The organism is Bradyrhizobium sp. Leo114, from assembly GCF_055229415.2.
Window position 1 is genome coordinate 1 of record NZ_JBUYEN020000048.1, and the last position, 26,251, is coordinate 26,251.

Genomic DNA, 26,251 nt, shown 5'->3' on the forward strand with positions numbered 1-26,251 from the left:
GACTCGGAGTTACCGCGTGGTTCAACAACGATGTTTGGTGGTTATGGGTCCCGGTCAAGCCCGGGACGACCTAGGGAGAGAGCGGCCGCTCATTCGCGCACTCGTAGCCCGTAGGGTGGGCAAAGCGCAGCGTGCCCACCATCCACGGTCGGTGCAAGAGAAGGTGGGCACGCTGCGCTTTGCCCACCCTACGATTCTGATCGCAAGCTGAGCTACGGTGGTTTAAGACGTCGGCATGTCCGAGACATCGACGTTCAACACGCCACTACCGTTCGACGAACTGGCGGAAGCCATCAAACGGCGCCGCTCCACCTACGGACGGATCAGCGGCCTGCAGCTCGATCGCGCCGCGCCCGGCGAAGCCTGGTCATGCCTGCCCTATCGGCCGGTCTTCGTCGGCGACACGCAGACGGGCGTTCTGCATGGCGGCGCGGTCACCGCCATGCTCGACGAGACCTGCGGCATGGCCGTGCAGCTCGCGCTGGACGGCACGCGCGCGATCGCCACGCTCGACCTGCGCATCGATTACCAGAAGCCCGCGACACCTGGGCTCGATATCAATGCACATTCGATCTGCTATCGCGTCGCCCGCTCCATTGCCTTCGTGCGCGCGACCGCCTACCAGGAGTCCGAAGACGATCCGGTCGCCACCGCGACCGCCTGCTTCATGGTCGGCGCCAACCGCACCAACATGCTGTTCGACAAGGCGCGCCATGATGGCGAGCTGCCCGTGCTCGAAGCACCTGACGATCCCACCGGCCCGTTCGCAAACAGCCCGTTCGCGCGCTGTCTCGGCATCCGCCTCAGTGAGGATGGCACGCTGGCGATGCCTTTCTCGCCGAAGATCATCGGCAACCCACTGCTGCCCGCCATCCATGGCGGCATGACCGGCGCATTCCTCGAGACCGCCGCGGTCGTGGGCGTGACGCGCGAGCTCGGCGTTTCGGCACCGCCGAAGCCGATTGGCCTGACCATCAACTATCTCCGCTCCGGCCGCGCACTCGACAGCCACGCCAAGGTTTCCATCGTCAAGCAGGGCCGGCGTGTCGTCGCTTTCGAGGCGCAGGCCTGGCAGGATGACCCGACCAAGCCGATCGCCTCGGCGTTTGGTCATTTCATGCTGCGGCGATCACCTGGCCTGGATGAGGAATAGCCCCCCAACTATTTGCTCGAAACCGAAACCGCGGCATCGGGTTGAGGGCCCGGCGCCGTGACCTGCAGCGTCGCGGTCATTCCGGCACTCAACGTGATGCCTTCCGGCACGTAATCGATCGCGATGCGAACGGGAATCCGCTGGGCCAGGCGGACCCAACTGAAGGTCGGGTTGACGTTGGCGATCAGATCCGTGCCGATGACGTTTTCCCGATCCGTGATGGCACGAGCGACGCTTTCGACATGACCCTTCAGTGGCGCGTCGTACCCGAGCAATCGGATCGAAACGGCGTCTCCCAGGTTGATGAAGCGCAGCTTCGTTTCTTCGAAATAGCCGGCGATGTAGAAGGAATCCTGGTCCACGACGGCAAGGACCGGTTTTCCGGCCGTGACATAGTCGCCGCGGTTGAGAAGCAGATTGGTGACATGGCCGTTAACGGGCGACCGCACGTTGGTTCGTGCGAGGTTGAGCTTGGCGACGCCGACCTGCGCCACCGCCTGATCGGAAGCGGCGCGGGCCTCCAGCGTGGCGCTTCGCGCCTGATTGAGCGCTTCGACGGAGATCGCGGCGGCACTGAGCTTCTCGCGGCGATCTTGTTCCTCCTGCCGCTCGTCAAGCGTCGCCTTGGCTCCCGCGGCTGTGGCCTCCGCCTCCTCGAGCGCGAGCTGATAGCGCGCCGGGTCGACGACGAAAAGAATGTCTCCGATCTTGACTTGCTGGTTGTCCTTGACGCGCAGGTCGATGACGGCACCCGCGACATCGGGCGCGACGTTGACGACGTTCGCCCGCACCCGACCATCGCGCGTCCACGGCGTGTCCTCGTACAGCCGCCACAACCACCATCCTGCAAGGATCGCCGCCGCGACGGCCGCGATCGTAACCGCATATTGTGCGAAACGCCCGAGACTCGGCATGCCAACAGCTCACCAATGGCTCACATGCTCACGCCGACGACCAATGTGAGCAGAATGAGGTAGAGCGCCGTATTGAACAGCGCCGGATGCCAGACGATACGATAAAGGCCAATCCGGTCGAATACGAGCCGCATCAGCACCCAGATGACCGCGGCCGCTGCCATATAGGCAAGGAACGGAGAGACGTAGACGCCGCCGAGATTGATCTCCTTGATCATGCGGTTGCCGCCTCGCCAATGGACCGGGACGCAAGGCGTCGGTCGCCAAGGAAGAAGCCCTCATGCTGCTCGATGGTGGTCTGGATTCCATAGAGCGCATCGGCAACGACCAACAGGTCGCCCTCGGCCGAGAGCGCACGATGACGCGCCTGTTCGAGCAGAGGTGCGGGAGACGCCGAGGCATGTCCGGACAGGGTTGCCCGAAATGCGGCGGACAGGCCGCTCAACGCGCCCTCGATCGCATCAGCCACATCGCCCGGCACGTGCGGCAGTTCCCGTCGCAGGACAAGGATGTTCAGCCCGACGCGAAGCGCGGCAAAGCCGCTCTGCACCGATTGGCCATAGCGCGGCGATTCAGGGTCGAGCTGCGCCAACAGCGCATTGATGCGATCGAACGTCCGGCTCTCATACGCAGCACGCGTCTGCGGCGTTGCAGCTGTGGCAACGCGGGCCAGATCGCGCAACAAGCCGTGGATCAGACGGGTGGCCGCCACTTCTCGACCGAACGGACGGAACAACGCCAGCGAGACCGCGCCGAAGCCGATGCCGACCAAATAGCCTAGCGCGTTGTTGGCGAACGCCTCGAAGTCATAGGTCATCTGGTTGGAAATGCCGATCAGGCCGCCCGCGCCGAAGATCACGGGCATCACCATCGGAACGGCCTGAGGTATCGTGAGCAGCAACCCACAGACAAGGTAGAACGGCGCAAGCGCGACTACCAGCGCGGCAAACGTATTGAGCGTCGGCAACAGCACAAACAGGTAGGCCGCCGCGATGACGGCGCCGACAACCGTCATCCGAAAAAACATCGCCGCGCCCGCGGCCGGGTTGTCACGCGCACCCATGATCGCGCACATGATGCCGGCGAAGGTGACGGCGGTCGCACCATTGGGCCATGCCGAATAGATCCAGAACAGACTGGACAAGACGATCGTCAACGCAGCGACAACGCCGCCGGTCAACGCGAGCGCTGGCTCGCGATAGGGCTGAAAGGACGGCGCGGCTTCGCGCTCCGGGGGCAGCACTCCCAAGCCAATATGAGTCCGGATCCAGACCGCATCGCGCCAGATATCGATGATGTCCTGCAACCGCAGCAAGATGTTGCGCACCAGGAAGGCGTTCGGTGTACTTTCAAGCTCCCGCCGCGACGGCTGTGCGGCGTCGATCTCGGCCTGGATTCTCGCCGCATGACCTGCTTCCCGCCGCGATTCATCCGGCGTCGCGGATCCGGTCCAGGCGGCGATATGCGCCGTCGTCGCCTGCAGAAGCGGCCGCAGCCGCTCGACTCGCTGCGGGTCGCGTTGCCGCAGCAGCAATATCCGGTCATGAACCGAGACAAGATGCGCCAGCAGCGATAGCAGCTTCGCTTCGAACAGGCGGACCAGACTGTCCATCGCCCTGACCGCCGGCGTATCCAGATTGGCGAACACCCGTAACTGCTCCAGACCTACGACGGCAGCGACCATGCGGCGCCGGTCCATCTGAATTTCGGCCTCGACCGGTTCAGCCGACAGCCTGTCTCCCGCCCAGCGCGCCATCGTCGGCAGCGTCGATGACAGCGCATCAACCAGCGCGGCGCCTGCTCGTTGCGGAAACACGAGGTGGTGGACCACCGTTGCGCAGGCGATTCCGAGGATGATTTCCAGGCAACGCGCCACGGCAAAGTCAAAGGCGGTCTCCGGAGCGAGCGCTGCCGGCAGGCCGATGATGGCGGCCGAATAGCCGGAGAGCATGCCGACATAGGCCTGCGGCGCGTCGCGCAGATAAATGGAAACGGCTGTGCCCGCACCGATCCAGAGCGCGAGCGCAAGGCAAAATAGCTCTGGCGCATTGGAGAAGAGCGCGACCAGGACCAGCGATACGACCGCACCGATCACCGTCCCGAGCACCCTGTAGAGCGATTTGGCGAGCACCATTCCCGCGAGCGGCTGGGATACAACGTAGACCGTGGTGACGCTCCAGCTCGGTTGCGACAAGTCCAATTGAAATGCGATGTACAGCGCCAGCACGGCAGCGGCGAAGGACTTGAGCGAGAACAGCCAGTCCCGCCAGGAAAATCCGCGGATGATCGCGATCATGCTCCCCACCCGTGAGGCGGCCTTCGACACGGCCGTGCGACCTCGCATTCTCAAAGCAGATCAGGCGGCCAAGTTCCCGCTGTTCGCGTTGATCGTGACGCATTCAGCGCCCGGGTGCTCGCATGTCCGACCGCTCCAATCAGTTTGGCAATGCATCTGACCCCGCCGCGAGCCCCCAAAGGCCAATGCGCATCCATGTCAAATTGCCTAGAGATTTCAACGTGGCTCGCGGTCACATATTCGCGGCCCGCCTCAGCGGCCCAATTGAACAGGCCCGAGGCCGCGCGGCGCATGTGGCGGGCATTGGCGACCGACGCCTTGCTGCCGGGATACCGGCCAGCGACGATATCATCCGAGAGTGTGGCGATATCGCGCTTGGTGACCGTGCTCGCGGCCATCTTGCCGAGGCGCGGGCTGATAAACCGCCGCAGTGGCATCGCGGCCGAGCTGCGGCGCATCATTGGCGAGCCTGCAATGAAGGCCGTTGATCACGACGAGCTGCGGCGCGCGGCTTGATCAGCGGAAATGGGCGGTGACCGCCCATTTTAGCAGCGCCCGGTCAGTACATCCGCTGGCCGGGCTTTTTCTTTTGAAACACGCTGAAACGCGCCATCTGCCCGCTGGTGCATTAACGCGGCAGGGAGACAGCTCTCCCGTCAGGTTTTTCCGTCAAGGACTTCGGTTAGCACGGACCTGTTTGGTTGTATCTCGCCATCCAACCTTCTTGCTCCTTGGCTAACGCCAGTCCATGCGTTTAAAGCGCTTATACGCCGCTTTATCTTTCGCCCGCTCCGCCATCTCGGCGCAGTTCTGCGCGTTATCCCTAAATACATCGGACTGCTTCAGTTCATTATCGCACCTATCAACAGACGAAAAAAAATGGCCCCGGCTAGGGGCCATTTTCCGTTAGTCGTCCCAGTAGTGGTGACGCCTGATGATTACGTCGCGGTCGCCATAGCGATGATACCATCCGCGATGCCAGCCACGGTCATACCCATAGAACCCAGCACGGGGTCCGTAATAATCATGGTCGCGATAGTAGTCTCGGTCGCTGCCGATCCGAACACTAAAACCCTGAGCGCTTGCGACTGTAGGGGCCGCAACAGCGATGGTTGCTAACGCGGCGAGAACGTAAGAAAGCTTTCTCATGGTTCGTCTCCTCTCGTTAGTTACAACTGACAAGAAAACGAACGGCTGGCCGTGGAGTTTCGGGAACTGTGTCGGAACTTTTTTGAATGGATGTTCAGCAACATTGCGCAACCAGCCGCCAACTGCGGCCTTACTCGTTTGCAGGACGTCCCGATAATTCAATCGGAGCGCGCCCCGACGTGCTGCGGCGGCACCCTCAGGATTTCGAGCGGCGGAGATGGTTGCGGCGGCCCCGGCGCCGGCCATGATTTCGTTCTGCCACCCGATCTCGAACCAGACGCGCCGGTTCGGAGAGATGTAGGTCGGTCTCGGAAACCGGCCTGCCTTTTCCATTCGGATCACGTCGGCAGGTTCATCGGAGCGCGGCATGGCCGGAGTCTCTAGAACGGTACATAAATTTAGAGCGATTTGAAAAACTGCAAATACGCTCGCAGGGCGCGGTCGCGCGGACCCCGCGGCTTCGGCACCCTCCAAAGGACCCTGACGACCGATTGCGGACCTGCTAACTGAAGCGTAAGGCGCGCGCCCCCTTCCGCAAGGCGTAGGCCGTCAGTGCCTGCGCATTACGTCGAGCACCGAGCACGTCTTCAGAGATGCTCTACTTGCATTGCAGGTCAGCCGCAGCATCCATTCTTCGAGGGGTCGTTGTAGCTTGGAGTGTCATGGTAGTGCATCAATGGCTGAGGCCCTGCGTAGGCCCGCGCTGGAAGGCTGATGTGCTGCGGCGCTGTGCGGACGTGGTGATGCTCCGTGGCGAAGGCCATCGGGGTTGTCGCTAACACCGACAGAAAAGTTGCCGCTGCGAAAACTGAAAGACGAGACATTTGGACACTCCTTTGTTTGCGTTGAGCAACGATTGCGGAGTGAACTGAAGTGGAACTTAAGGGCTTGAGTTCAGCCCCTGAATACCAGACAGTCCTTATTACCGTCCGGCATCCGTTTTTATTCCCGCTGCTTGCGAGTTTGGGGGCGAAGAGGGTCTCGGACGAACTACTTCTTCTATCGCCATCAAGCGCCTTGGCGTTTTCAGACAGCCAAGACCGTAAGCGGCCGACGTTTCGCAATCCCATAGACATTCGTAGCAAGGACGCGCGCACGGTGCGTCCTTGGGCTTTCAGGACGAAGCGCGCCAGCGCACAGGGTGTGAAACTAGGGCCTATCGGGGCCCAGCCGGTTTCGGCGGCCCTTTCGTCGGCCCAGCAGAGATCAGAAAATGCCTTTATTTTCCGGCGCTTCCGCCGTTCTCAACAGGCCGAAAAAGCCACTAGACTTCAAGTCGTGTGGTCCTGGCGCCCCGACGCTGGCGCTAAGTTTTTTTGCGCGAAGAAATCCGCGCGAGAGGCGATGGTGGCAAAAAGCCCGGTCACCAAGGAGAGCACGAAGGAAACCGTAACACCATCGCGCAGGGAAAGCCGGAATGCTTCGGTTGAACCTGTGGTCCTACCCCCGTGCCTTTTGTTGCATGGGACCCATGGGTGCAACCAGCACCCGGCTTTCCCTGCGCCCTCTGTTCAATGAGAGGGTGAAAGTAAGCAAAACTCGGGCGGATTACGCCGCGAGAATGCGGACGCATATCCACTCACTCCACCGTCGTGCCCGCCAACGGGTCGACGCGTACGCGGCCCGATGACAGGCTCCGGCGGGCATCCAGTATCCCGCGGCTTCTCGGCTCAAGCACTACCGCCTCTGGAATACTGGATCGTCCGGTCAAGCCGGACGATGACCGCGCAAAGCTGTTTGAAATTTGAATCGGAACTCACCTCGTCATTGCGAGCGCAGCAAAGCAATCCATCGCGCCGCGTGTTGAGGCATGCGTTGCTTCGCTGCGCTCGCAATGAGGGAATACGTCGTCCACGAAAGCACGGGCGGGCCGCGACGTAAGGCCCGATCCGCCTACTCCGCCACTTCCACCTGGCGCGTGGTCGGGCCTGCGAGCGGCCGCTCTTCCATGATGGTGATGCACAGCGCAGCCGTTGCGAGCAGCACGGCGGCGGCGCCGAAGACGAAGCGGAAGGCGTTGGTCATGTCGGCGACCGGGATCGAGCTCACCTCGCCATGATGTTCGCCGGCAAGCGAGATGTCGGCGCCGAGCGCCATCAGCAGGATCGCGGCGAACGCCGCCACCGCGAACGAGGCCATCAGCGCGCGGAAGAAATTCATCGCACCGGTCACGGTGCCGACCTGCGAGCGCGCCACCGCATTCTGCAGCGAGACCACGCTGACCGGAAACGTCGTGCCGAGGCCGAGCGCGAACACCGACATCAGCGTGAGCAGCCCCCACAGCGGCAGCGTGGTCATCGCCATCGCCACGCCGCAGAGGGCGGCGACCGAGGTGCCGACGATCGCGACGCGCTTGTAATGCTTGGCACGCGCCATGGTCCGGCCGGCAATCGCCGCGCCGCAGGTCGAGACCGCGGCAAGCGGGATCAGCGCCAGCCCGGCCTCGCTGGCGCTGAGGTGATAGACCACCTCATAGTAGAGCGGCAGGTGCACCGTCAGCCCGACGATCGCGCCGAGCGCGCAACTGCCCGCGACGATCGCGAAAGGAACGACTGTTCCGCTCAGGAGCGACAGCGGCAGGAACGGCTCGTCCGCCCTGCCCGCGTGCCACACGAAGGTGGCGGCGAGCGCAAACGACGCGCCGATCATCGCCATGATCACCGGCGACAGCCAGGCAAAATGGTTGCCACCCCAGCTCAACACCAGCATGAATACGACAGCGGAGGCCATCAACAGGATGCCGCCAAGCCAGTCGACCTTGCGCCTGCGGTGGAACACCGGGATCTTGCCCATCTTCGGCAACAGCAGCGCCAGTGCGGCAAACGACAGCGGCAGGTTGATCCAGAAGATCATCGACCAGTGCAGGTGCTCGGCGAACACGCCGCCGATCACCGGCCCCGCGATGCCGCCGGCCATCCAGACGCTGCTGAAATAGGCCTGGTATTGGCCGCGCTCGCGCGGGCTGACCACGTCGGAGATCACGGTCTGCACGACCGGCATGATGCCGCCGCCGCCGAGCCCCTGCAGCCCGCGCGCCAGGATCAATATGGGCATGTTGGGCGCGACCGCACACAGGATCGAGCCGACGACGAACAGGCTGAGCGAGGTGATGATCATGGCGCGGCGGCCATAGATGTCACTCAGCGTGCCGAATACCGGCGCGACCGCGGTCGACGCCAAGAGGTAGGCCGTGATTACCCAGGACAGGTTGGAGACGTCGCCGAACTGGCGGCCGATGGTCGGCAGCGCCGTCGCGACGATGGTCTGGTCGAGCGCCGCCAGGAACATCGTGAGCATCAGGCTGATCACGATGGTGCGGACTTCGTCCGGGGCAAGCGGAGCCGGCGGCGCCAAGGGTGGCGCGTCGGCGAGGTCGATCACCTCGGTCGGCAGGCGGGACAGCTCTTCGGCTACGTCTGCAGGCAATGTCTGTCGGTCGGCAGGTTCACGGCTCTGCCGTTCGAACTTGTTCATCTCGGGCGCAATTTCTCGCTGCAGCGCAACGCCGCAATGGAATCGTTCTATGAATTTCAATCTAGGCAGCAAATTCCTGTTGAGGCAGGCGGCTCAGCGCATGGGCGCATTCCAAGGCCGCGTCATCCCAATGACGTGAGTTGCGCCTTGGACGAGACGCTACGATTTCGGCCGGTTTTTCAGTCGCGCCCGTTTCGGAAGCAGCGCCGGCCACCGCACGATGTGGTCCTCGAGCTCGGCATCTGGGATCTCGTCCTCGGTTCCCTGCACCCGGCCGCGCACGGAGACGCCGGCCTCGTGCACGGTGTTCGGGTCGCCGGAAATCAGCGGGTGCCACCAATAGAGATCGCGCCCTTCCGCCACCAGTTTGTAGCCGCAGCTCGGCGGCAGCCAATTGAGGCTACGGACATTCTCCGGCGTCAGCCGGACGCAGTCCGGAACCTTGTCGGACCGGTTCGGATAGTCCTTGCAGGCGCAGCGCCCCGCATCCAGGAGTTTGCAGGAGACGTGGGTGAAGTAGATTTTCCCGGTGTCCTCGTCCTCGAGCTTCTCCAGGCAGCAGCGCCCGCAGCCGTCGCACAGGCTTTCCCATTCGACATTGGACATTTGCTCCAACGTCTTGGTTTTCCAGAAAAATCCCTCCTGGTTCGAGGCGCGCTTGGGTGGTGCGGTCATGGACATCGAAGAATTTGGTTTAACTCGGCTCGCACCCCATCTAGGGGCGGCAGTGGCAGGCGCGCAAGCGGGCTCATCTAAAGGCGGCCGAACGAGTTCACAAACAGGTTCAGCCTGACATTAAAATCGCAAGCAACACCATTGGTTTATAGCCTCCGCTCAGATAGAAACAACAACCGAGTCTCCCAGGTGACGCGAACAGCGCCTTGGGTTTGCCGCAACATGGAATCAAGACGCTCGACCGGTGCCCAAATGGATGGGCACGTGAGCGGTTTCTAAACGAGCAAGGGCCCCGGTGCGCCAGATCCTACCGCCGCAGTGGACGACCAAGCTCCGGAACTTCTTTCTGGACCTGGATGCGCGCATCGACTCCACGCTGTTCTCCTCCGCCAGGGGACTGCGTGAGCTTTATGAGCGCTATTCCACCTTCATGGACCGCTTCTATGTCGGCCGCTGGAAGCGCTGGGTGTTCATCGAGCCGCTGTCGGAAGCCGCCACCATGGGGCTCGGCGGCATGGTCGTGCTGCTGGCGCTGGCGATCCCGGCGTTCCGCGAAACCGCCGATGACGACTGGCTGAAGAAGTCCGATCTCGCGGTGAGCTTCCTCGACCGTTACGGCAATCCGATCGGCAGCCGCGGTATCAAGCATAACGACTCGATCCCGCTGGAAGACTTTCCGGACGTTCTGATCAAGGCCACCCTCGCCACCGAGGACCGCCGCTTTTACGACCATTTCGGCATCGACATCGCCGGCACCGCCCGCGCGCTTGTCACCAACGCGCAGGCCGGCGGCGTGCGCCAGGGCGGCTCCTCGATCACGCAGCAGCTTGCCAAGAACCTGTTCCTGAACAACGAGCGCACCATCGAGCGCAAGATCAAGGAAGCATTCCTGGCGATCTGGCTCGAGCACCGCCTCAGCAAGAACGAGATCCTGAAGCTCTATCTCGACCGCGCCTATATGGGCGGCGGCACCTTCGGCGTCGACGGCGCGGCGCATTTCTACTTCAACAAGTCGGCGCGCGACGTCAATCTGGCGGAAGCCGCGATGCTCGCCGGCCTGTTCAAGGCACCGACCAAATACGCACCGCATATCAACCTGCCGGCGGCGCGCGCCCGCGCCAACGTCGTGCTCGATAACCTCGTCGATGCCGGCTTCATGACCGAGGGCCAGGTGTTCGGCGCCCGCCGCAATCCCGCTGTGGCGGTCGACCGGCGCGACGAGAATTCGCCGAACTACTATCTCGACTGGGCATTCGACGAGATGCGCAGGCTCGTGGACACCTTCCCGAAATCCTACACCGAGCGCGTGTTCGTGGTCCGTACCGCCATCGACATGAACGTACAGCGCGCCGCTGAGGAAGCGATCGAGAACCAGCTTCGCCAGTTCGGCCGCGATTATCACGCGACCCAAGCGGCGACCGTTGTCGCCGATCTCGACGGCGGCGTGCGCGCGATGGTCGGCGGCCGCGACTATGGCGCCAGTCAGTTCAACCGCGCCACGGACGCCTACCGGCAGCCCGGCTCGTCGTTCAAACCCTATGTCTACACCACGGCGCTCCTGAACGGGTTCACGCCGAACTCGAAGATCGTCGACGGCCCCGTGTGCATCGGCAATTGGTGCCCGCAGAACTATGGCCACTCCTATTCCGGCTCGGTGACGCTGACGCAGGCGATCACGCGCTCGATCAACGTCGTGCCGGTGAAACTCTCGATCGCGCTCGGTGGCAAGGAAGGCCCGAAGGCCGGCCGCGCCAAGATCGTCGAAGTGGCCCGTCGTTTCGGCCTCAAGGCGCCGCTGCCGGATACGCCGTCGCTGCCGATCGGCTCCGACGAGGTCACCGTGGTCGAGCATGCGGTCGCCTACGCGACGTTCCCGAACAGGGGCCGGTCCGTCACGCCGCATTCGGTGCTGGAAGTCCGCACCGGCGCCGGCGACCTCGTCTGGCGCTGGGACCGCGACGGTCCGCAGCCGCGGCAGGCGATCCCGGCCTCCGTTGCCGCCGACATGGCGGGGATGATGAGCCACGTGGTGAGCGAAGGCACCGCCCGCCGCGCCGCGCTCGACGGCATTCCGACCGCCGGCAAAACCGGCACCACCAACGCCTATCGTGACGCCTGGTTCGTCGGCTACACCGGCAACTTCACCTGCGCGGTCTGGTACGGCAATGACGACTACTCGCCGACCAATCGCATGACCGGCGGCTCGCTGCCGGCACAGACCTGGCACGACATCATGGTCGCCGCGCATCAGGGCGTCGAGGTCCGGGAAATTCCCGGCATCGGCATGGGCCAGAAACTGCCGAAGGAGCCGGCGGCGCAGGCGAATGCCGCGCCCAAGATACTCGAGACCAAGCCCGGGCCGCCGCCAGTGCTGACCAAGCGCGGCGCCGATATCCTGGTGCGGGTCGAGAAAATGCTCGACGATGCGGCCAGGACGTTGGGCAAGACGTCGTCCAACGCGCCGGCGCAACCGGATAAGCCGTCGTCCAGCGCACTGGCGTTCCCCGAGAATTACATCACGGCGGCCGGCGACCAGGCGGCGCCACCGACGCCGCGCAAGAACTAGAGCATGATCCGGCCAGTGATCGCTTCGGAGCTGTAAGGCCGTGCGGCTGATCCTCATCACCTTGCTCGCGCTGATCGTTGCCGCCGGGATCGGGCTCGGCTCGACTTACGTCGCCGCGACGCGCGGCACCAATATCGGCACGCTGAAGATCGGCGCATGGACCGCGCGGCCGCGGAACGGCACATCCGACATCGACCCCTACAACCGCGCGATCATCGCCCGCTCGGGCGAATTGCCTGTTGGCACCGGCGACGGCATCGGCTTCACCGCCACCACCGATGACAACAAGAAACCGCTCGACGGACGCTGCGACGTCGTCGTCAGCGGCGTCACCCCGCCGGCGCGGTTCTGGACGCTGACGCTGTTCGACAACAAGGGCCGTCTGGTGGCGAATTCGCTGCAGCGCTACGGCTTCACCAGCCAGGAGATCATCCGCGCATCCGATGGCACCTTCGAGATCCGCATCGCCTCGCGCTCGCGCGCCGGCAACTGGCTGCCGACGGGCGGCATCGAGCGTTACGCGCTGATGCTGCGGCTCTACGATACGCCGGTCGGGGTGGCGACGCGGACCCAGCGCGACGCGCCGATGCCGACGATTTCGACGGTGGGCTGCCCATGATCCGCCTCGCCTTCACGATCATCGCAGGCGTGCTGCTGGGCGGCGTGGTGCACCTCGTCAGCGTGCTGGCCCTGCCGCGGATCGCCTCACAGGATGCCTATTCGCGGCTGACGCCGATCACAAAGCTCAACGCGGTCACGCCACTGCCATCAGCGGATCCCGGCAATTCGCTGATGCCGTTTATGGACCCGGCATTCGCGATGGCGATCTGCCGCTACGATCTCTCGACCGGGCCGATCAAGCTGACGGTGCCGGTGAGCCAGGCCTATACCTCGGTGTCGTTCTACACTCGCAACGAGCTCGCCTATTACGCCATCAACGACCGCTCCGCCGGCAAGAAGGTGATCGAGCTCGATTTGATGACCGAGGCGCAGCACAACGAGCTGCCGGAGGATGAGGACGTCACCGCCGCCGACCGACTGATCATCGATTCCCCGACCACGACCGGCCTGATCCTCCTGAAGGCGCTGGCGGCCGAGCCAGGCCTGATGCCGCAGGCCCAGGCCTCGCTCGCGGCCGCAAGCTGCAAGGTGCAGGCCTGGCCGCCGGCACCGAAGCAGGCCGAAATCCCGCTCCCCGCCCCTGCGCCCGCGGCACGGCCTTCCGGCAAGCGCTAGACTGCCAGCCCTCATGGTGAGGAGGCGCGCAGCGCCGTCTCGAACCATGAGGCCCGTGGCCCATCCTTCGAGACGCGGGCTTACGCCCGCTCCCCAGGATGAGGTCTGTGCGCGGTGGCGCGGTCGTTAGCCCTTCACGACCCTTGCGTGCCCGATCACCGGCGGCTGTGCGGCGACTGGCGGATTGGCGGTCAGCACGGCAAGCTCGCCGATCAGGCGGTCGGCATCGGCCGCGACGTTGTCGGGCGCCTGGATCACCAACCGCTCCAGCGCCCAGCGATAGGACGAGATCCGCCGCTCCAGGCATTGCTGGACCCACTGCACGATCAGCGTGTTCTCCTCCATCCGCGCGATCGCATCAGCCCGCTCCCGCGGCGACAGGTCCGACACCATGCCGAGGCTGGCATTGCGCTTACGGTCGAGCTCGATGACGCGCCACGCCGTCGCAAAGAAAGGGTCGAAACGTGTGATGTCGTCGCGCACGTCGTCGATCAGCTGCATGTAGCGGGAAGTGTGCGCGCGGTGGGGCTCATCGATCAGCGCCCGCCCGTAAGCGGTGCGGTCGAACACCACCTTCTGTCGCCATGGCGATGGCAGCGGCTGATAGTCGCCGAACACGCTCTTCCAGGCCGGCCGCGAATGCGGCGGCTCGATCAGGGGATAGGCGAGATCGCGGAGCTGGCGCTCGTTCTCGGTAAGCTGGAACTGCGAGGGCCTCATGCCGATGCTGCCGGTCGCTTCCGCGCCGAGCCAGCGGTGCATGTCGTCGTTGCGGAAGTCGGCGCGGGTGCGACCGAAATCACCGCCGCTGCAGCCGCCGAGCGCCGTGCCGATCAGCAGCAGCGCCACTACCGGGCGTGCGCGACGGCGTCCCGTGCTCCGGCTCGGAAGACCCCCCTTCCACATCTCAAACGTCCAATCGTCAGGTGCGCCGCCGACGACGGCGACGAGGCGCTGCACCTTCTGCCGGCCCGCGTCCACCGTCGCTCTGCTCGGTTACGCGCTCAATCCGGATAACGGGAAGGATCAGAACAGTCCCCATGCCATCGCTCGCAGCGCCACCCATGACTGCGCCCGGCCGCCGCGAAGCCGCATCCGCCGGAAACTCAATGATGGTGCCCATTTCTGTTCTCTCTGCCTGCCGCGCGGCGATGATTTGCGAGGCGACGTCCGGATTAAGAACCGCACGTGGTTAACGACCTCTTAATCGGAGCCGCCGGTCGATTACCGATGTGGCGAGTGTGCCTTATTCGCCAGATCGCTTCCGTCAGATAGTTCACATTTTAACGGATGCCTTCACGGCTCGTTTTCCTTAACCGGCTCTTAAAGCCGCCGACATAGGCTGGCGTCAGAACGTTTTGCGCATTCTCGAAAGTCGCGTACGCCTTCCCATGAGCGCAGCTCCAGTCATTCCAGGCCTCGACGGGCTGATGACCCTCTCTCGTCGCGAGGGCGTCGACATCCGTCCGACGCTGCTGCGCGTGCTCACCGACCTCTATGTGCAGGCCAAGGCTCATTCGGCTGATGAAGAGCGGCAGTTCGTCGAACTTGCCTCGCGCCTGATCGACCAGGTGGACGATGCGACGCGCGCGGCGGTGCGGGCGCGGCTCTCGGTCTATCCGGCGACGCCGGAGGAGCTTCTCGGCAAGCTTAGCCTGCGGCGCACCGATCCGGACCAGCCGTTGCCGGTCGCCGCTGAAATCGCTGGGCCGCCGTCTCCACCATTGCCGGTCCAACCCCCGACCGAAGCGCAGCTTCGGATGGCAGCGAGCCTCGCAATGCGGCCCAACGATGCCGCAGAGATCACCGACATGTTCTTCGCAGCGACGGCCAGCGAACGGGTCCAGATCCTGCAGAACATCGTGCAGACGCCGCTGAAGGCATCAGCCCGGATTCCTGCAGCGCGCGCCGCGCGCGCCATCGAAATCCTGGAAATGGCGGCCTTCGCCGAAGACATCGAGAATTTCGCGCGCGAGGTCGGCGAAGCCCTGATCCTGCCGTCGCGCATCGCCGAGCAGGTGGTGAATGATCCCGGCGGCGAGCCGCTGGCCTGCGCGGCGAGAGCGCTGAACATGCCGAGCCCGGCGTTCCAGCGGGTGCTGATGTTCCTCAATCCGGCGTTGGGTTCATCGGTGCACTACGTATTCCGCTTGTCGCGAATGTACGATCGGCTGAGCGAGCGCACGGCGCTCATCATGCTCGCTGCATGGCGCGGCTCGACCATGGCGGTCGCGCGCGCCAAATATCGCCCCTCGCTCTACGACGACGAGCGCCATCGCGCGCGCTCCACATCTGCCGATAGGCGCCCGGCGGGTCAGCCGGGCGATGCGCCCGCGATCCGCTCGCAGAGCTCCGGACGCTAGAGCATTTCGGTTCTGATTGAATCAGAACCGAAGCTCCAGATTCTTGTTTTGACGCGTTTTCTTCACGCGAACCGGTCTCCACTTCGCTCGAAAACGCTCTAACCCTTCGCCAGGTCGAGAAAGTGCCGTCCGGCCTTGTCCTCGGTCTCGACGACCCAGACATCGGGATCGAACCGGATTTCCTTGGCGAGCCGTTGCTCCACCGATGATTCCGGTACCGGCTCCTTCGTCATCGGCACGAAGATGCGGTCGAACGGCCGGCTGTCTTCATAGGCTGTCTGCGGCGCAGGCGTGTAAAGCATGGCGTTGCCGTCGAGCAGCGCCACCTTGACGAACACCGCCCCCGCCTCCTCCGCGCCGCGCCGGCGCACCGCACCGAACACGCCTTCCTTCTGGCAGCGCCGCAGATATGCGGACACCCAAATGCTTGATTTCAATCGCATTGCACAACGATAAGCCGGTCGCGAGATCAGCGCCAGTGCCTCTCCGCTCGTTTTGTGCGAGGCGCTCAACCGAACCGGGCGAGCCCGTGGCCTCGCAAGAGCCGCCCGATTTGCCAATTTTTCCACAAGGCACCAACACACCGCGACTCTTTGTCACGCAACTAAAACAAGCCGAATTTCCCGAGAAAATCGACATCATTTGCCGCAGATGGGCGAGCTTCCGCCTCTAGCGATTGCAACTTCATCCCGATGTCGCGCGACCGTCATGACCGATTGGTTAACGGACCGGGCTACGATCCATTTTCCAGGGGAAAGCAATGTCAGGACGTCATCAACACCATCACGCGCATCACCACGGCGGGAAGAAGCTGTTCGGAACGAAAAGCGACGACGATCTTTTCGGGTCGGACCGCAATGACATCATCTTCGGCCTTCGGGGCGACGATCTGATCGACGGAGGCAAAGGCAACGACACGCTGTTCGGTGGAAAGGGCAACGATGCCCTGATTGGCGGCGAAGGTAATGACCGCCTGTTCGGCGGCCCCGGACGGGATCTGCTGCTTGGCGGCGCCGGCAAAGACGAACTCAGCGGCGGTGACGGCGACGACAAATTCCTGTTCCGCAAGGGCATGGGCGCCGACACGATCGAGCATCTCGATCTCGGCGACCGCATCGATATCCGCGACTTCCATGTCGCCTCCTTTCGGGCGCTGATCGACTCAGCCCGACAGGTCGGCCACGACGTTCAGATCAGCTTCGGCAATGGCGACAAGCTCGTCATCGAGGATACGCGGATCGCGAACCTTCATGCCGAACAATTTATCATCGCAGATGAGGTCAAGGGTCCGTCAAGCTCGCAGACGCCCTACCTCCTCAGCAGCGATTCCTATGTCTACACCCAATCATTGCTGACGACGGGCGACAGTGTCGGTGGCTATAAGATGGCCGGTATTCCCGACGGCCTTGGCGCATTCGACAATGGCGATGGGACCTTCACCGTGCTGATGAACCACGAGATCGGCGCAAACCTGGGCGTTGCGCGCGCTCATGGCGGCACCGGCGCGTTCATCTCGGAATGGGTGTTCGACAAGACCACGCTGCAGGCGGTGTCGGGCAAGGACCTCATCCACGATGTCTGGCTCTACGACGCGACGACCAAGAGCTATGTCGATCACAACGCCGGCAACAGCCCGGTGTCGCTCAACCGCTTGTGCTCGGCCGATCTTGCCGATCAGGGCGCGTTCTACAACGCGGAAACCGGCCTCGGCTTCAACGGCAGGCTCTATCTCAACGGTGAAGAGTCAGGCGTCGAAGGGCGGGCATTCGCCCATATCGTGGGCGGTGCGCAGGGCGGCAATAGCTATGAGCTCGCCTGGCTCGGCAACATGTCCTTCGAGAACGTAGTCGCCAATGCGCATACCGGTGACAAGACTGTGGTCGCGGCGCTCGACGATGGCCAGAACGGCCAGGTCTACTTCTACGTCGGCGACAAGAAGGCGACCGGTAACGCCGTCGAGAAGGCCGGCCTGACCGGCGGCCATTTCTTCGGCATTCACGTCAGCGAGTTGGAAGGCGCGTTGAACAACAACGAGCCGAACACCGCCTCCCCGCTCGGGACGGACGAGAAGTCGACCTTCTCGATGATCGATCTCGGCGACGTCAGCGGCATGACCGGCGCTCAGATCGATGCGGCAAGCGAGGCCGCCGGCGTCACCAGCTTCCTTCGTCCGGAAGACGGCGCCTGGGACACGCTCAATCCGAACCGCTTCTACTTCGTGACGACGGACGCCTTCAATGCTCCGAGCCGGCTGTGGGCATTGGACTTCAACGATGCCAGCAACCCGGCCGCGGGCGGCACCATCAAGCTGCTGCTCAACGGCACCGAAGGGCAGCAGATGTTCGATAACATGACCGTCGATGCCAACGGCAAGATTGTTCTCTGCGAGGACGTCGGCAACAATGCGCATCTCGGCAAGGTCTGGCAGTACGATCCAGCAACCGACAAGCTGACGCAGCTCGCCGAGCACGATCCGAGCCGCTTCACTTCGGGCGGCGCGAACTTCCTCACCCAGGACGAGGAATCGTCCGGCGTTATCGACGTCTCGCACATCCTCGGCAACGCCGGTGAGAACGTCTACCTGATCGATACCCAGGCCCACTTCAACGTCGGCGGCGAACAGGTCGAGGGTGGTCAGCTACAACTGATCCACCAGTATCTGGTCTGATGGCGATCATGACGGACGGGCCATTCCCCGTCCGTCACCAAGCCGTGGACTTGCCCTTGGACTTGCGGAGGCGCGGGTTCTTCCCCGCCTCCGCATCCATGCTTTCAAACCGCGCCCCTCACCTGCAATCTGCGGAGCAATTCCCCGTGATGCCAATCGCGCAAGCAAACCGTCCTGCCGCGGAATCGGAATTGCATATAGCGCTAGCATCCTGCCGCGCCGCGCTGATCGCAATCGCGATGTTCAGCGGACTAATCAACCTGCTGAGCCTGACCGGCTCGCTGTTCATGCTGGAAGTCTATGATCGCGTGCTGCCGAGCCGCAGCGTGCCCACGCTTGTCGGTCTCAGCGTCATTGCAGCCATGCTGTTCGTCTTCCAGGGTATCCTGGAGCTGACGCGTGGACGCATGCTGCTTCGGATCGGAAACCAGATCGACTGGCGTGTCAGCGACCGCGTCTATGATCTGGTGATACGTCTGCCGCTCCGCACCCGCGGCGGCGGCGACGGGCTGCAGCCGGTCCGGGACCTCGACACCATCAGGTCGGTGCTATCAGGGGCTGGCCTGCCGGCGCTGTTCGATTTGCCATGGCTGCCGATCTATCTCGTGATCTGCTTTGCGTTCCACCCGTTGATCGGCAGCACCGTGCTCGGCGGCGCGCTCGTGCTGGTGATCCTGACGCTGCTCACCGATCGCTTGTCCCGCCGCTCGGTGCAAAGGGCGTCAATCCATGCCGCCGCGCGTAACCGGCTCGCTGAGGCGAGCCGGCGCAATGCGGAAGTCTTGGCTGCGATGGGGATGTCCGCGCGTTTGCTCGCGCGCTGGCGCGAGCTCGGCGATGCCTATCGCCGGCAGCAGAAAATCGCCGGCGACATCTCGGGCGGTTTCGGCGTCGTCGGACGCATGCTGCGCATGATGCTGCAATCAGCCGTCCTTGCGGTGGGCGCCTACCTCGTCATCCACCAGGAGGCATCCGGCGGAATCATCATTGCCAGCTCGATCCTGACAGGCCGCGCGCTCGCGCCCGTCGACCTCGCGATCGCCAACTGGAGGAGTTTCGTTGCGGCGCGCCAGAGCTGGCGGCGGCTGGCGAAACTGCTGGCAGCCATCCCCGCGCCCGCGGCGCAGGTGCCCCTGCCCGCGCCGAGCCGCACGCTGCTTGCGGAAAAACTCTCCGTCACCGCTCCGGAATCCGAAAAGCTGCTGGCCACCGACGTCAATTTCGTCCTCAAGGCGGGCAGCGCGGTCGGGATCATTGGCGCCAGCGGATCGGGAAAATCCTCGTTGGTCCGAGCGCTTGTCGGCGCATGGCGGCCGTCGCGCGGTGTCGTCCGACTGGACGGCGCGGCGCTGGAGCAATGGTCCTCCGAGACGCTCGGAAATCACATCGGATATCTGCCGCAGGACGTCGAGCTGTTCGAAGGCACCATCGCCGAGAACATCGCGAGATTTGTCCCGAACCCGCCGATGGAAATGGTGCTCGCGGCCGCAAACGCAGCCGGCATCCATCAGCTCATCGTCGGCTTGCCGGAGGGATACAACACCCAGATCGGCGAACAGGGCGCGCGCCTCTCCGCCGGCCAAAGGCAGCGCGTCGCACTCGCCCGCGCGCTGTATGCGGATCCCTTCCTGGTCGTGCTGGATGAACCCAACTCGAACCTGGACGCCGAAGGCGAAGAGGCGTTGACCCGCGCGATCCTGGCGGTTCGGGCTCGGGGCGGCATCGTCGTGATCGTCGCGCACCGATCGAGCGCGCTCGCCGCCGTCGACTTCGTAATGACGATGGCCAACGGCAGGCAGCAAACCTTTGGCCCCAAGGACGAAGTGTTGTCGATGCTGACCCGACGAGAACCACCCCCCGCAGGGCCATTCAAGGTCGTTCCTCAAACCGCGACATCGACATGACCGAGAGCACATTTCGCGGCGAAGACCGCAGCCTGCGCCACCATCTGATCGGCGGAATGGTTATCGCGCTCGTGCTGACCGGCGGCATCGGCGGCTGGGCCGCCACCACGGAATTGTCAGGCGCAGTTACTGCATCCGGATCGGTTGTCGTCGATTCCAATGTGAAGAAAGTCCAACATCTGACCGGCGGCATCGTTGGAGAATTGCTGGTCCGCGAAGGCGATCATGTTCGCGCCGGAGATACCCTGGTGCGACTCGATGAGACCGCGCTGCGGGCCGGCCTTGCCATCTACGCCAAAGGCTTGGATGAGATGCGCGCCCGCAAGGCCCGCCTCAGCAGCGAGCGCGATGGCGCCGACCGGGTCGTGGTCCCGCCCGAGCTGCTCGATCGCCCCTCGCCGGAGTTCGTCACGGCGCTCGATAGCGAACGCCGATTGTTGGAGCTGAGAGCCACAGCGCGCCGGGGGCAGAAGTCGCAGCTTCGCCAGCGCATCGCGCAGCTCGAAGATGAAATCCGTGGCTACGCCGCCCTGCAGGAGGCCAAGGCGGAGGAGATCGAGCTGATCCAGCGCGAGCTTACGGGCGTACGGACACTCTGGGAGAAGAACCTGATCCAGATGAGCCGGCTGACGGTTCTCGAGCGCGAAGCCGCGCGCCTCAAGGGCGAACTGGCGCAGTCGATGGCCGCGACGGCGCAGGTGCGCGGCAAAGTCACCGAAATCGAATTGCAGATCATCCAGATCGATCAGGACCTCAGCAGCGAGGTCGCCAAGGAGCTGCGCGAGATCGACGGCAAGATCGGAGAATTCATCGAACGCAAGGTCGCAGCGGAGGATCAGCTCAAGCGGGTCGACATCCGCGCCCCTCAGAACGGGATCGTGCACCAGCTCAGTGTCCACACGGTCGGCGGCGTGGTCAGCCCGGCCGAGCCGGTCATGCTGATCGTGCCGGAGGCCGATCTTCTGACCGTGGACGCCAAGATCTCGCCTGGAGATATCGATCAGCTCCATGTCGGACAGGCGGCGAACCTGCGGTTCTCCGCTTTCAACCAGCGCACCACGCCGGAAATCCAGGGCACGATCAGCCGCATCTCGGCAGACGTGACATCGGACCAGCGCACCGGCCAGAGTTTCTACACCGCACGGGTGGCGATCACGCCCGAGGAGCTGGCGCGATTGGGAGACGCGAGACTTCTGCCGGGAATGCCGACCGAAATCTTTGCCAAGACCCATGATCGCAGCGTGCTGTCCTATTTCATCAAGCCGCTGTCCGACCAGATTGTCCGGGCTTTCCGCGAGCGCTGAACAACCTTGCTGATCGGTTCAGCGGAGTAGAGGGTCCGGGGGCGATCCGCGAGGCATCGAGCCGTTGCGCAGGCCTACTCGACCGGGTGTCCGATCATTGCCGAGAGTTCGCGCACGACTCGGTCCGACATCTGGCCGGTCACCGGCAGCTTGCGGTCGCGCTCGAATTTGGCGATTGCGGCCTGGGTGTCGGAACCGATGGTGCCGGTCGGCTTGAGCTGGCCGTAGCCATATTCGGTGAGCGCCCGCTGCACCGCTGCGATACGCTTCGATGTCGCACTCTGGGTGGTCTCGCCGCGCGAGGGGATCGGCGCAGGCGGCCGGATGACATTTGCCGGAGCCGGCGGGGCTGAAGTCGACTTCAGCACGAGATTGGTCATCGGGTCGGAAGTCTTGGGATCGGGAGTCTTGGAATCGGAAGTCTTGGAAACAGAAGCCTTGGAGTCGGAGGCCCGCGGTTCCGCCCTTGGTTCGGCAGGCTTCGCAGGCTCGGCGGGTTTTGCTTCCACCGGCTGAGATTCAACCGGACGCGCAGCTGCCTCGACAGGCCGCGAACGCGGCAGCGGGCTGGTGACGGCGGGCGCCGGCGGCGGCAGCGTCACGACCGAACCGAACATCGGCGATGGATGACGGCCGGCCTGCAGGAACAGCGCGTTGGTGACGATGGCAATGACGGCGCCGGCCGCGAGCACGGCGGCGACCGTGTCCTTCGGACTGTGCAGCAGCACGCGCACCACGAGGCCGCGCTCTTCCTCGGCTTCGATCGCAACCGCCTGCGCGCCACGACGGCGGCGGCGCGGCATCTCGTCATCGTCGGCGACTTTTCTAGGCACTCTTCTTCACCTGCTGGGCTTGTTCTTGTAATCCCGATCGCAACGCGGGCTTCAGCGTCGCGATCTTGCCGGAAGGCTCCTGCACTGGCGGCGGCGCAAACGAGAGCGGCAGCGTCACCGTCACGGTGGTGCCTTCGCCAAGCTTGCTCTCTACACTCATCTCGCCCTGGTGCAAGCCGACCAGGCCCTTCACGATCGACAGCCCAAGTCCCGTACCCTCATGGCGGCGCTGATAGGTCTTGCCGGCCTGGAAGAAGGGATTGCCGATCCGTTTGAGATCGTCAGCATCGATGCCGACGCCGGTATCGGTGATGCGGAGCATCAGCCGCGATCCCTCGACCGCAGCCGACACCGTGACGCTGCCACCGCGCTCGGTGAACTTGATGGCGTTGGATACGAGATTGAGCGTGATCTGCTTGAAGGCGCGCGGATCTCCGTTCATCATGGGCAGATCCTCCGGCGCGCGGGTGATCAGATCGACGCCGTTCTCCCGCGCCTTCAGCGCCAGCAGGTTGCAGCAGTTGAGCAGCGCCGGGCGCGGCGCGAAAGGCTCGGGCGCAATCTCGAAGGTGCCCGTTTCCATCTTGGACATGTCGAGGATGCCGTTCACCACCGACAACAAATGCTGGCCGGAATCACGGATGAGCTGCGCATATTCCTTGCGGCGCGCCGCATCGAGCATCAGCACGTCTTCCTGGGCGATCATGTCGGAGAAGCCGATGATGGCATTCAGCGGCGTGCGCAATTCGTGGCTCATGGTGGCGAGGAACCGCGTCTTCGACGCGTCCGCCTGCTCGGCAGCGTTGCGCGCCTGCTCCAGCGCCTCCTGCTGCATCTTGCGATCGGTGACGTCGCGAATCACGGCAACGACTTCGCCCTCGCCGGCGGCCTGATCGAGCGGGCGGCAGCGCATCTCGACCCAGATGAAATCCGCCGACTGCATCAAACCGCGCGGCGCCTCCCGCCGCAGGCGGAATTCGACGCTGCGTCCCTCGCCGCCCCGTGCTGCATCCGACAACGCAGTGAGATAGGCCGGACGATCGGCGACATGGACGCGATCGAACAGGCCGTGCCCCATCAGCCGCGGCGCCGCCACGCCGAGCATCGCTTCCGCCGCCGGCGAGATGAATTGCACCGCGCCGTTACGGCTGTGGCGCGACAGCACGTCGCACATGTTGTGCGCCAGGAGACGGTAGCGTTCTTCCTCGCGATAGAGCAGCGCCACGCTGGTACGCGCGAGCGACTCGGCGCCGAAAGCAAGACCCGCGGCATAGAGCGTCGCTGAAACGACACCGAACCCGATCAAGGCGCCCTGCAACGGCGCGCTCAGATTTGACGGCGGCAGCAGGTGGAAATGGCCGAGCACGATCAAGGCCGCCGCACATGACATCGCAAGCGCAAAAGCGAACGCCACCACGCGGCGCGAGGCCGACAGCGCCGCCTCGATCGGAACGACGATGAGCCAGACCGCGGCAAAGGATGCGATCCCGCCGGTGGCCGCCGCCACAATCATGACGAAGCCGGCAAGCGCCAGCGACGACAGCACATGCGCGCCTTCATAGCGGCCGGTGCGCGACAGGAACCAGGACAACAGGATCGGGGCGATCAGCCACGCGAAAGCGGCAACCTCGATCGCGGTCGGCGCGCCGCGCAGCGCGAGATAGACCGGAAACGCAGCGAACGCCGCCAGGCTGCCGAGCAGACGCGGCGCCATGAAGGCGCGATGCCGCGCCCGCGTCAACGCATCATATCTCGCCGACGGATGCAGCAGGGCATCGAGACAATCGCGGATAATACTCAAAACACTCACGGCTTTCGCGCTTTCCGATCCTGCGTCAAAGACGAGTCGGAACGCCCCCTTCATCTTGGACTCACCGTGTCAGAGTGAACTTAAGCGAACGCTAAGGCACAGCGCCCAGCCGCCAGACTCCGTGCATTCGCACGGCTTTTGCACATCACAGCGGGCGCATTTGGCGCGGATGGTGAACGCAAGGTTTCCGCGATCGATAACCTTATGGTTTCGAAATGGTGGATAGACCGGGCTCGTGCTGCTCGCCGGCATCAATCGAAAATTTACAGCGAATCAACGCGCCCGCGCATTTCGGCACGCATTTTCCGCGAATTTTCGACGATTTAACTTCAAGGCAAACACTTGCGTTTTATTGACCGCTGCTAGTCACGTGCGAATTGCGGATCAACCGCAAACGAAGATGACGGGGTCGCGAGATGTTTTTCCTGCTGCGCATGGCATTCTGGCTCGGGCTCGTGCTCGTGCTGCTGCCAAGGGACAAAACACCTGAATCGGAAAAGCTGCCGCAGATCGGCGCCGCCGAAGCCGTGCAGGCGGCGACCGCTGCTGTCAGCGACATGGGCCAGTTCTGCAAGCGCCAGCCTGCGGCTTGCGAGGTCGGCGGCCAGGCTGCGACCGTGATCGGTCAGCGCGCCACCGACGGTGCAAGGAAAATCTATCAGATCATCATCGACAAGAAGTCGCCGGACCACACCGGCTCGATCGGCTCGCCTGAGGATGCCGAGGTCTCCCTGGTTGCGTCCCGTGACACCCTGACGGCCGACGACCAGGCCATCGAATGGCGGCCGCCGCCCGCGCCGTGACCGCAAAATAAGCCGGAACCGGCTGCATTTTCATCGCATTCGGCCGCCCGCGACCCTATATAACGGTTGGAGTGATGGGACGCGGGTGACGATGACGATCGACGAAATCAGGGAGAATTTCTCGCTGCTCGACGAGTGGGACGACCGGTACCGGTACGTCATCGAACTCGGCCGCACCCTTGCGCCGATGCCGGAAGAAGAGCATTCGGCGGCCAACAAGGTGCAGGGTTGCGCGAGCCAGGTCTGGCTCTCCAGGAAGATCGATCACGCCGCCAACGGCGAGCCGCGGCTGCATTATCTCGGTGACAGCGATGCGCATATCGTGCGCGGCCTGATCGCGATCCTGCTCACGCTGTATTCGGACCGCACGCCCAAGGAAATCCTGGCGACGGATGCGGCCGCGATCTTCGATGAGTTCGGGTTCCGCGATCACCTGACGCCGCAGCGCTCCAACGGATTTCGCTCGATGATCGAGCGTATCCGCTCGGACGCACGCGAGACGCTCGCGACCGCCGCTTCCTAACCCTTCATTTTTGACAGGCTTTCTTCACGCGAATCGGAACGTTACTTCCGCTTCCGCTGCTGCTGACCGAGACCCATCTTCTTGGCAAGTTGTGAGCGCGCCACCGCGTAGTTCGGCGCGACCATCGGATAGTCGGCCGGCAGTCCCCATTTCTCCCGGTATTGTTCCGGCGTCATGTTGTACTGCGTGCGCAGGTGACGCTTCAGCGACTTGAATCGCTTGCCGTCTTCCAGGCAGACCAAATATTCTGATGTAACCGATTTCTTCACGGACACCGCGGGCTTGGCCGGCTCGAGCGGCGCCTCGGTCCGTCCACTGGCAACCCGCATCAGCGCGGCATGCACCTGGCTGATCAGGTTGGGAATCTCCGAGGCCTGGGTCGGATTGTTGCTGAGATAGGCCGATACGATGTTGGCGGTCAGTTCGACAGGGCTTTTGCCGGTGGCATCGGTCATCGCGCAACCTTCTCTTGAGGCTTGGACGTTGGCAAAGGGGCAGGACCGCAGACAATATCGGGCTACGCCAATACATCAGCGGAGCCCCGCATTACTTGCCAAATATGAGCGGATTACCGGGAATC

At 63.7% G+C, this 26,251-nt stretch carries 23 protein-coding genes and 1 pseudogene; 12 read left to right on the forward strand and 12 right to left on the reverse strand.

Annotated elements, in window-relative coordinates:
• Positions 1 to 235: 235 nt before the first annotated feature.
• The gene (locus ACZIRK_RS36620; RefSeq protein ID WP_130229509.1) at positions 236 to 1,153 is read left to right on the forward strand and encodes a PaaI family thioesterase; all 918 of its coding nucleotides are present in this window, start codon (positions 236 to 238) and stop codon (positions 1,151 to 1,153) included.
• A gap of 8 nt (positions 1,154 to 1,161) precedes the next feature.
• Here ACZIRK_RS36620 and ACZIRK_RS36625 read toward each other — a convergent pair whose 3' ends face one another.
• From ACZIRK_RS36625 to ACZIRK_RS36635, 3 genes are read right to left on the reverse strand one after another with little or no spacing between them, the layout of a single operon-like run.
• A complete protein-coding gene (locus tag ACZIRK_RS36625; RefSeq protein WP_130229510.1) occupies positions 1,162 to 2,067 on the reverse strand; it encodes an efflux RND transporter periplasmic adaptor subunit in 906 nt (301 codons plus the stop codon).
• Between the two features lie 20 nt (positions 2,068 to 2,087).
• Positions 2,088 to 2,285: a DUF1656 domain-containing protein gene (locus ACZIRK_RS36630; protein WP_130229511.1), complete on the reverse strand. Its 198-nt coding sequence runs from the start codon at positions 2,283 to 2,285 to the stop codon at positions 2,088 to 2,090.
• The gene (locus ACZIRK_RS36635; RefSeq protein WP_474419172.1) at positions 2,282 to 4,363 is read right to left on the reverse strand and encodes an FUSC family protein; all 2,082 of its coding nucleotides are present in this window, start codon (positions 4,361 to 4,363) and stop codon (positions 2,282 to 2,284) included. The genes ACZIRK_RS36630 and ACZIRK_RS36635 overlap by 4 nt, the downstream gene beginning before the upstream one ends.
• 264 nt (positions 4,364 to 4,627) lie before the next feature.
• On the opposite strand from ACZIRK_RS36635, the gene ACZIRK_RS36640 reads away from it, so the two are divergent.
• Positions 4,628 to 4,879, forward strand: a complete 252-nt coding sequence (locus ACZIRK_RS36640) for a hypothetical protein (RefSeq protein ID WP_165435537.1) — start codon at positions 4,628 to 4,630, stop codon at positions 4,877 to 4,879.
• Positions 4,880 to 5,269: 390 nt separating this feature from the next.
• On the opposite strand, the gene ACZIRK_RS36645 is transcribed toward ACZIRK_RS36640, so the two are convergent.
• The 3 genes from ACZIRK_RS36645 to ACZIRK_RS36655 form a co-directional block, all read right to left on the reverse strand.
• On the reverse strand, positions 5,270 to 5,881 hold the full coding sequence (locus ACZIRK_RS36645) for a hypothetical protein (protein WP_349645125.1): 612 nt from the start codon (positions 5,879 to 5,881) through the stop codon (positions 5,270 to 5,272).
• A 1,524-nt stretch (positions 5,882 to 7,405) separates the two neighbouring features.
• Complete coding sequence (locus ACZIRK_RS36650) at positions 7,406 to 8,986, reverse strand: MDR family MFS transporter (protein ID WP_474419173.1); 1,581 nt, start codon at positions 8,984 to 8,986, stop codon at positions 7,406 to 7,408.
• 159 nt (positions 8,987 to 9,145) lie between these two features.
• Positions 9,146 to 9,661 carry a YcgN family cysteine cluster protein gene (locus ACZIRK_RS36655; protein ID WP_028166150.1) on the reverse strand — a complete coding sequence of 172 codons (516 nt, stop codon included), beginning with the start codon at positions 9,659 to 9,661 and terminating at the stop codon, positions 9,146 to 9,148.
• Positions 9,662 to 9,956: 295 nt separating this feature from the next.
• On the opposite strand from ACZIRK_RS36655, the gene ACZIRK_RS36660 reads away from it, so the two are divergent.
• From ACZIRK_RS36660 to ACZIRK_RS36670, 3 genes are read left to right on the forward strand one after another with little or no spacing between them, the layout of a single operon-like run.
• Complete coding sequence (locus tag ACZIRK_RS36660; RefSeq protein WP_130227217.1) at positions 9,957 to 12,227, forward strand: transglycosylase domain-containing protein; 2,271 nt, start codon at positions 9,957 to 9,959, stop codon at positions 12,225 to 12,227.
• Positions 12,228 to 12,267: 40 nt separating this feature from the next.
• On the forward strand, positions 12,268 to 12,846 hold the full coding sequence (locus ACZIRK_RS36665; RefSeq protein ID WP_028166152.1) for a DUF1214 domain-containing protein: 579 nt from the start codon (positions 12,268 to 12,270) through the stop codon (positions 12,844 to 12,846).
• Positions 12,843 to 13,463, forward strand: coding sequence for a DUF1254 domain-containing protein (locus ACZIRK_RS36670; protein ID WP_130227218.1), 621 nt, complete (start codon positions 12,843 to 12,845; stop codon positions 13,461 to 13,463). The genes ACZIRK_RS36665 and ACZIRK_RS36670 overlap by 4 nt, the downstream gene beginning before the upstream one ends.
• Before the next feature lie 126 nt (positions 13,464 to 13,589).
• Here the strand turns inward: ACZIRK_RS36670 and ACZIRK_RS36675 are convergent, their stop codons facing one another.
• Together ACZIRK_RS36675 and ACZIRK_RS36680 are read right to left on the reverse strand one after the other, a co-directional pair.
• Positions 13,590 to 14,369: a hypothetical protein gene (locus tag ACZIRK_RS36675; RefSeq protein WP_130227219.1), complete on the reverse strand. Its 780-nt coding sequence runs from the start codon at positions 14,367 to 14,369 to the stop codon at positions 13,590 to 13,592.
• A 16-nt stretch (positions 14,370 to 14,385) separates the two neighbouring features.
• The gene (locus ACZIRK_RS36680) at positions 14,386 to 14,586 is read right to left on the reverse strand and encodes a hypothetical protein (protein WP_084799927.1); all 201 of its coding nucleotides are present in this window, start codon (positions 14,584 to 14,586) and stop codon (positions 14,386 to 14,388) included.
• A gap of 307 nt (positions 14,587 to 14,893) precedes the next feature.
• Between ACZIRK_RS36680 and ACZIRK_RS36685 the strand changes: the two genes are divergently transcribed.
• Positions 14,894 to 15,826 (forward strand): DUF2336 domain-containing protein, encoded by a 933-nt coding sequence (locus ACZIRK_RS36685; protein WP_130227220.1) that lies wholly within the window; start codon positions 14,894 to 14,896, stop codon positions 15,824 to 15,826.
• Positions 15,827 to 15,924: 98 nt separating this feature from the next.
• Here the strand turns inward: ACZIRK_RS36685 and ACZIRK_RS36690 are convergent, their stop codons facing one another.
• Positions 15,925 to 16,269, reverse strand: a complete 345-nt coding sequence (locus tag ACZIRK_RS36690; protein WP_130227221.1) for a DUF1491 family protein — start codon at positions 16,267 to 16,269, stop codon at positions 15,925 to 15,927.
• 317 nt (positions 16,270 to 16,586) lie between these two features.
• On the opposite strand from ACZIRK_RS36690, the pseudogene ACZIRK_RS36695 reads away from it, so the two are divergent.
• The 4 genes and pseudogenes from ACZIRK_RS36695 to ACZIRK_RS36710 form a co-directional block, all read left to right on the forward strand.
• Positions 16,587 to 16,829, forward strand: a pseudogene (locus ACZIRK_RS36695) (calcium-binding protein); the annotation flags it as partial.
• 69 nt (positions 16,830 to 16,898) lie between these two features.
• Complete coding sequence (locus tag ACZIRK_RS36700) at positions 16,899 to 18,494, forward strand: phytase (protein WP_245474813.1); 1,596 nt, start codon at positions 16,899 to 16,901, stop codon at positions 18,492 to 18,494.
• Positions 18,495 to 18,643: 149 nt separating this feature from the next.
• Positions 18,644 to 20,398 carry a type I secretion system permease/ATPase gene (locus tag ACZIRK_RS36705; protein ID WP_130227223.1) on the forward strand — a complete coding sequence of 585 codons (1,755 nt, stop codon included), beginning with the start codon at positions 18,644 to 18,646 and terminating at the stop codon, positions 20,396 to 20,398.
• Positions 20,395 to 21,702, forward strand: coding sequence for an HlyD family type I secretion periplasmic adaptor subunit (locus tag ACZIRK_RS36710; protein WP_130227224.1), 1,308 nt, complete (start codon positions 20,395 to 20,397; stop codon positions 21,700 to 21,702). Before ACZIRK_RS36705 ends, ACZIRK_RS36710 begins: the two co-directional genes overlap by 4 nt.
• A gap of 74 nt (positions 21,703 to 21,776) precedes the next feature.
• Here the strand turns inward: ACZIRK_RS36710 and ACZIRK_RS36715 are convergent, their stop codons facing one another.
• Positions 21,777 to 22,535, reverse strand: a complete 759-nt coding sequence (locus ACZIRK_RS36715; RefSeq protein ID WP_165435309.1) for a peptidoglycan-binding domain-containing protein — start codon at positions 22,533 to 22,535, stop codon at positions 21,777 to 21,779.
• Complete coding sequence (locus ACZIRK_RS36720; RefSeq protein WP_165435310.1) at positions 22,528 to 24,345, reverse strand: sensor histidine kinase; 1,818 nt, start codon at positions 24,343 to 24,345, stop codon at positions 22,528 to 22,530. The genes ACZIRK_RS36715 and ACZIRK_RS36720 overlap by 8 nt, the downstream gene beginning before the upstream one ends.
• 416 nt (positions 24,346 to 24,761) lie before the next feature.
• Here ACZIRK_RS36720 and ACZIRK_RS36725 point away from each other — a divergent pair, with 416 nt between their 5' ends.
• The gene (locus ACZIRK_RS36725) at positions 24,762 to 25,148 is read left to right on the forward strand and encodes a DUF5330 domain-containing protein (protein ID WP_130227226.1); all 387 of its coding nucleotides are present in this window, start codon (positions 24,762 to 24,764) and stop codon (positions 25,146 to 25,148) included.
• Positions 25,149 to 25,239: 91 nt separating this feature from the next.
• Positions 25,240 to 25,671, forward strand: coding sequence for a SufE family protein (locus ACZIRK_RS36730; protein ID WP_130227227.1), 432 nt, complete (start codon positions 25,240 to 25,242; stop codon positions 25,669 to 25,671).
• Positions 25,672 to 25,712: 41 nt separating this feature from the next.
• Here the strand turns inward: ACZIRK_RS36730 and ACZIRK_RS36735 are convergent, their stop codons facing one another.
• Positions 25,713 to 26,126, reverse strand: coding sequence for a Ros/MucR family transcriptional regulator (locus ACZIRK_RS36735; RefSeq protein ID WP_028166163.1), 414 nt, complete (start codon positions 26,124 to 26,126; stop codon positions 25,713 to 25,715).
• Positions 26,127 to 26,251 lie beyond the last annotated feature (125 nt).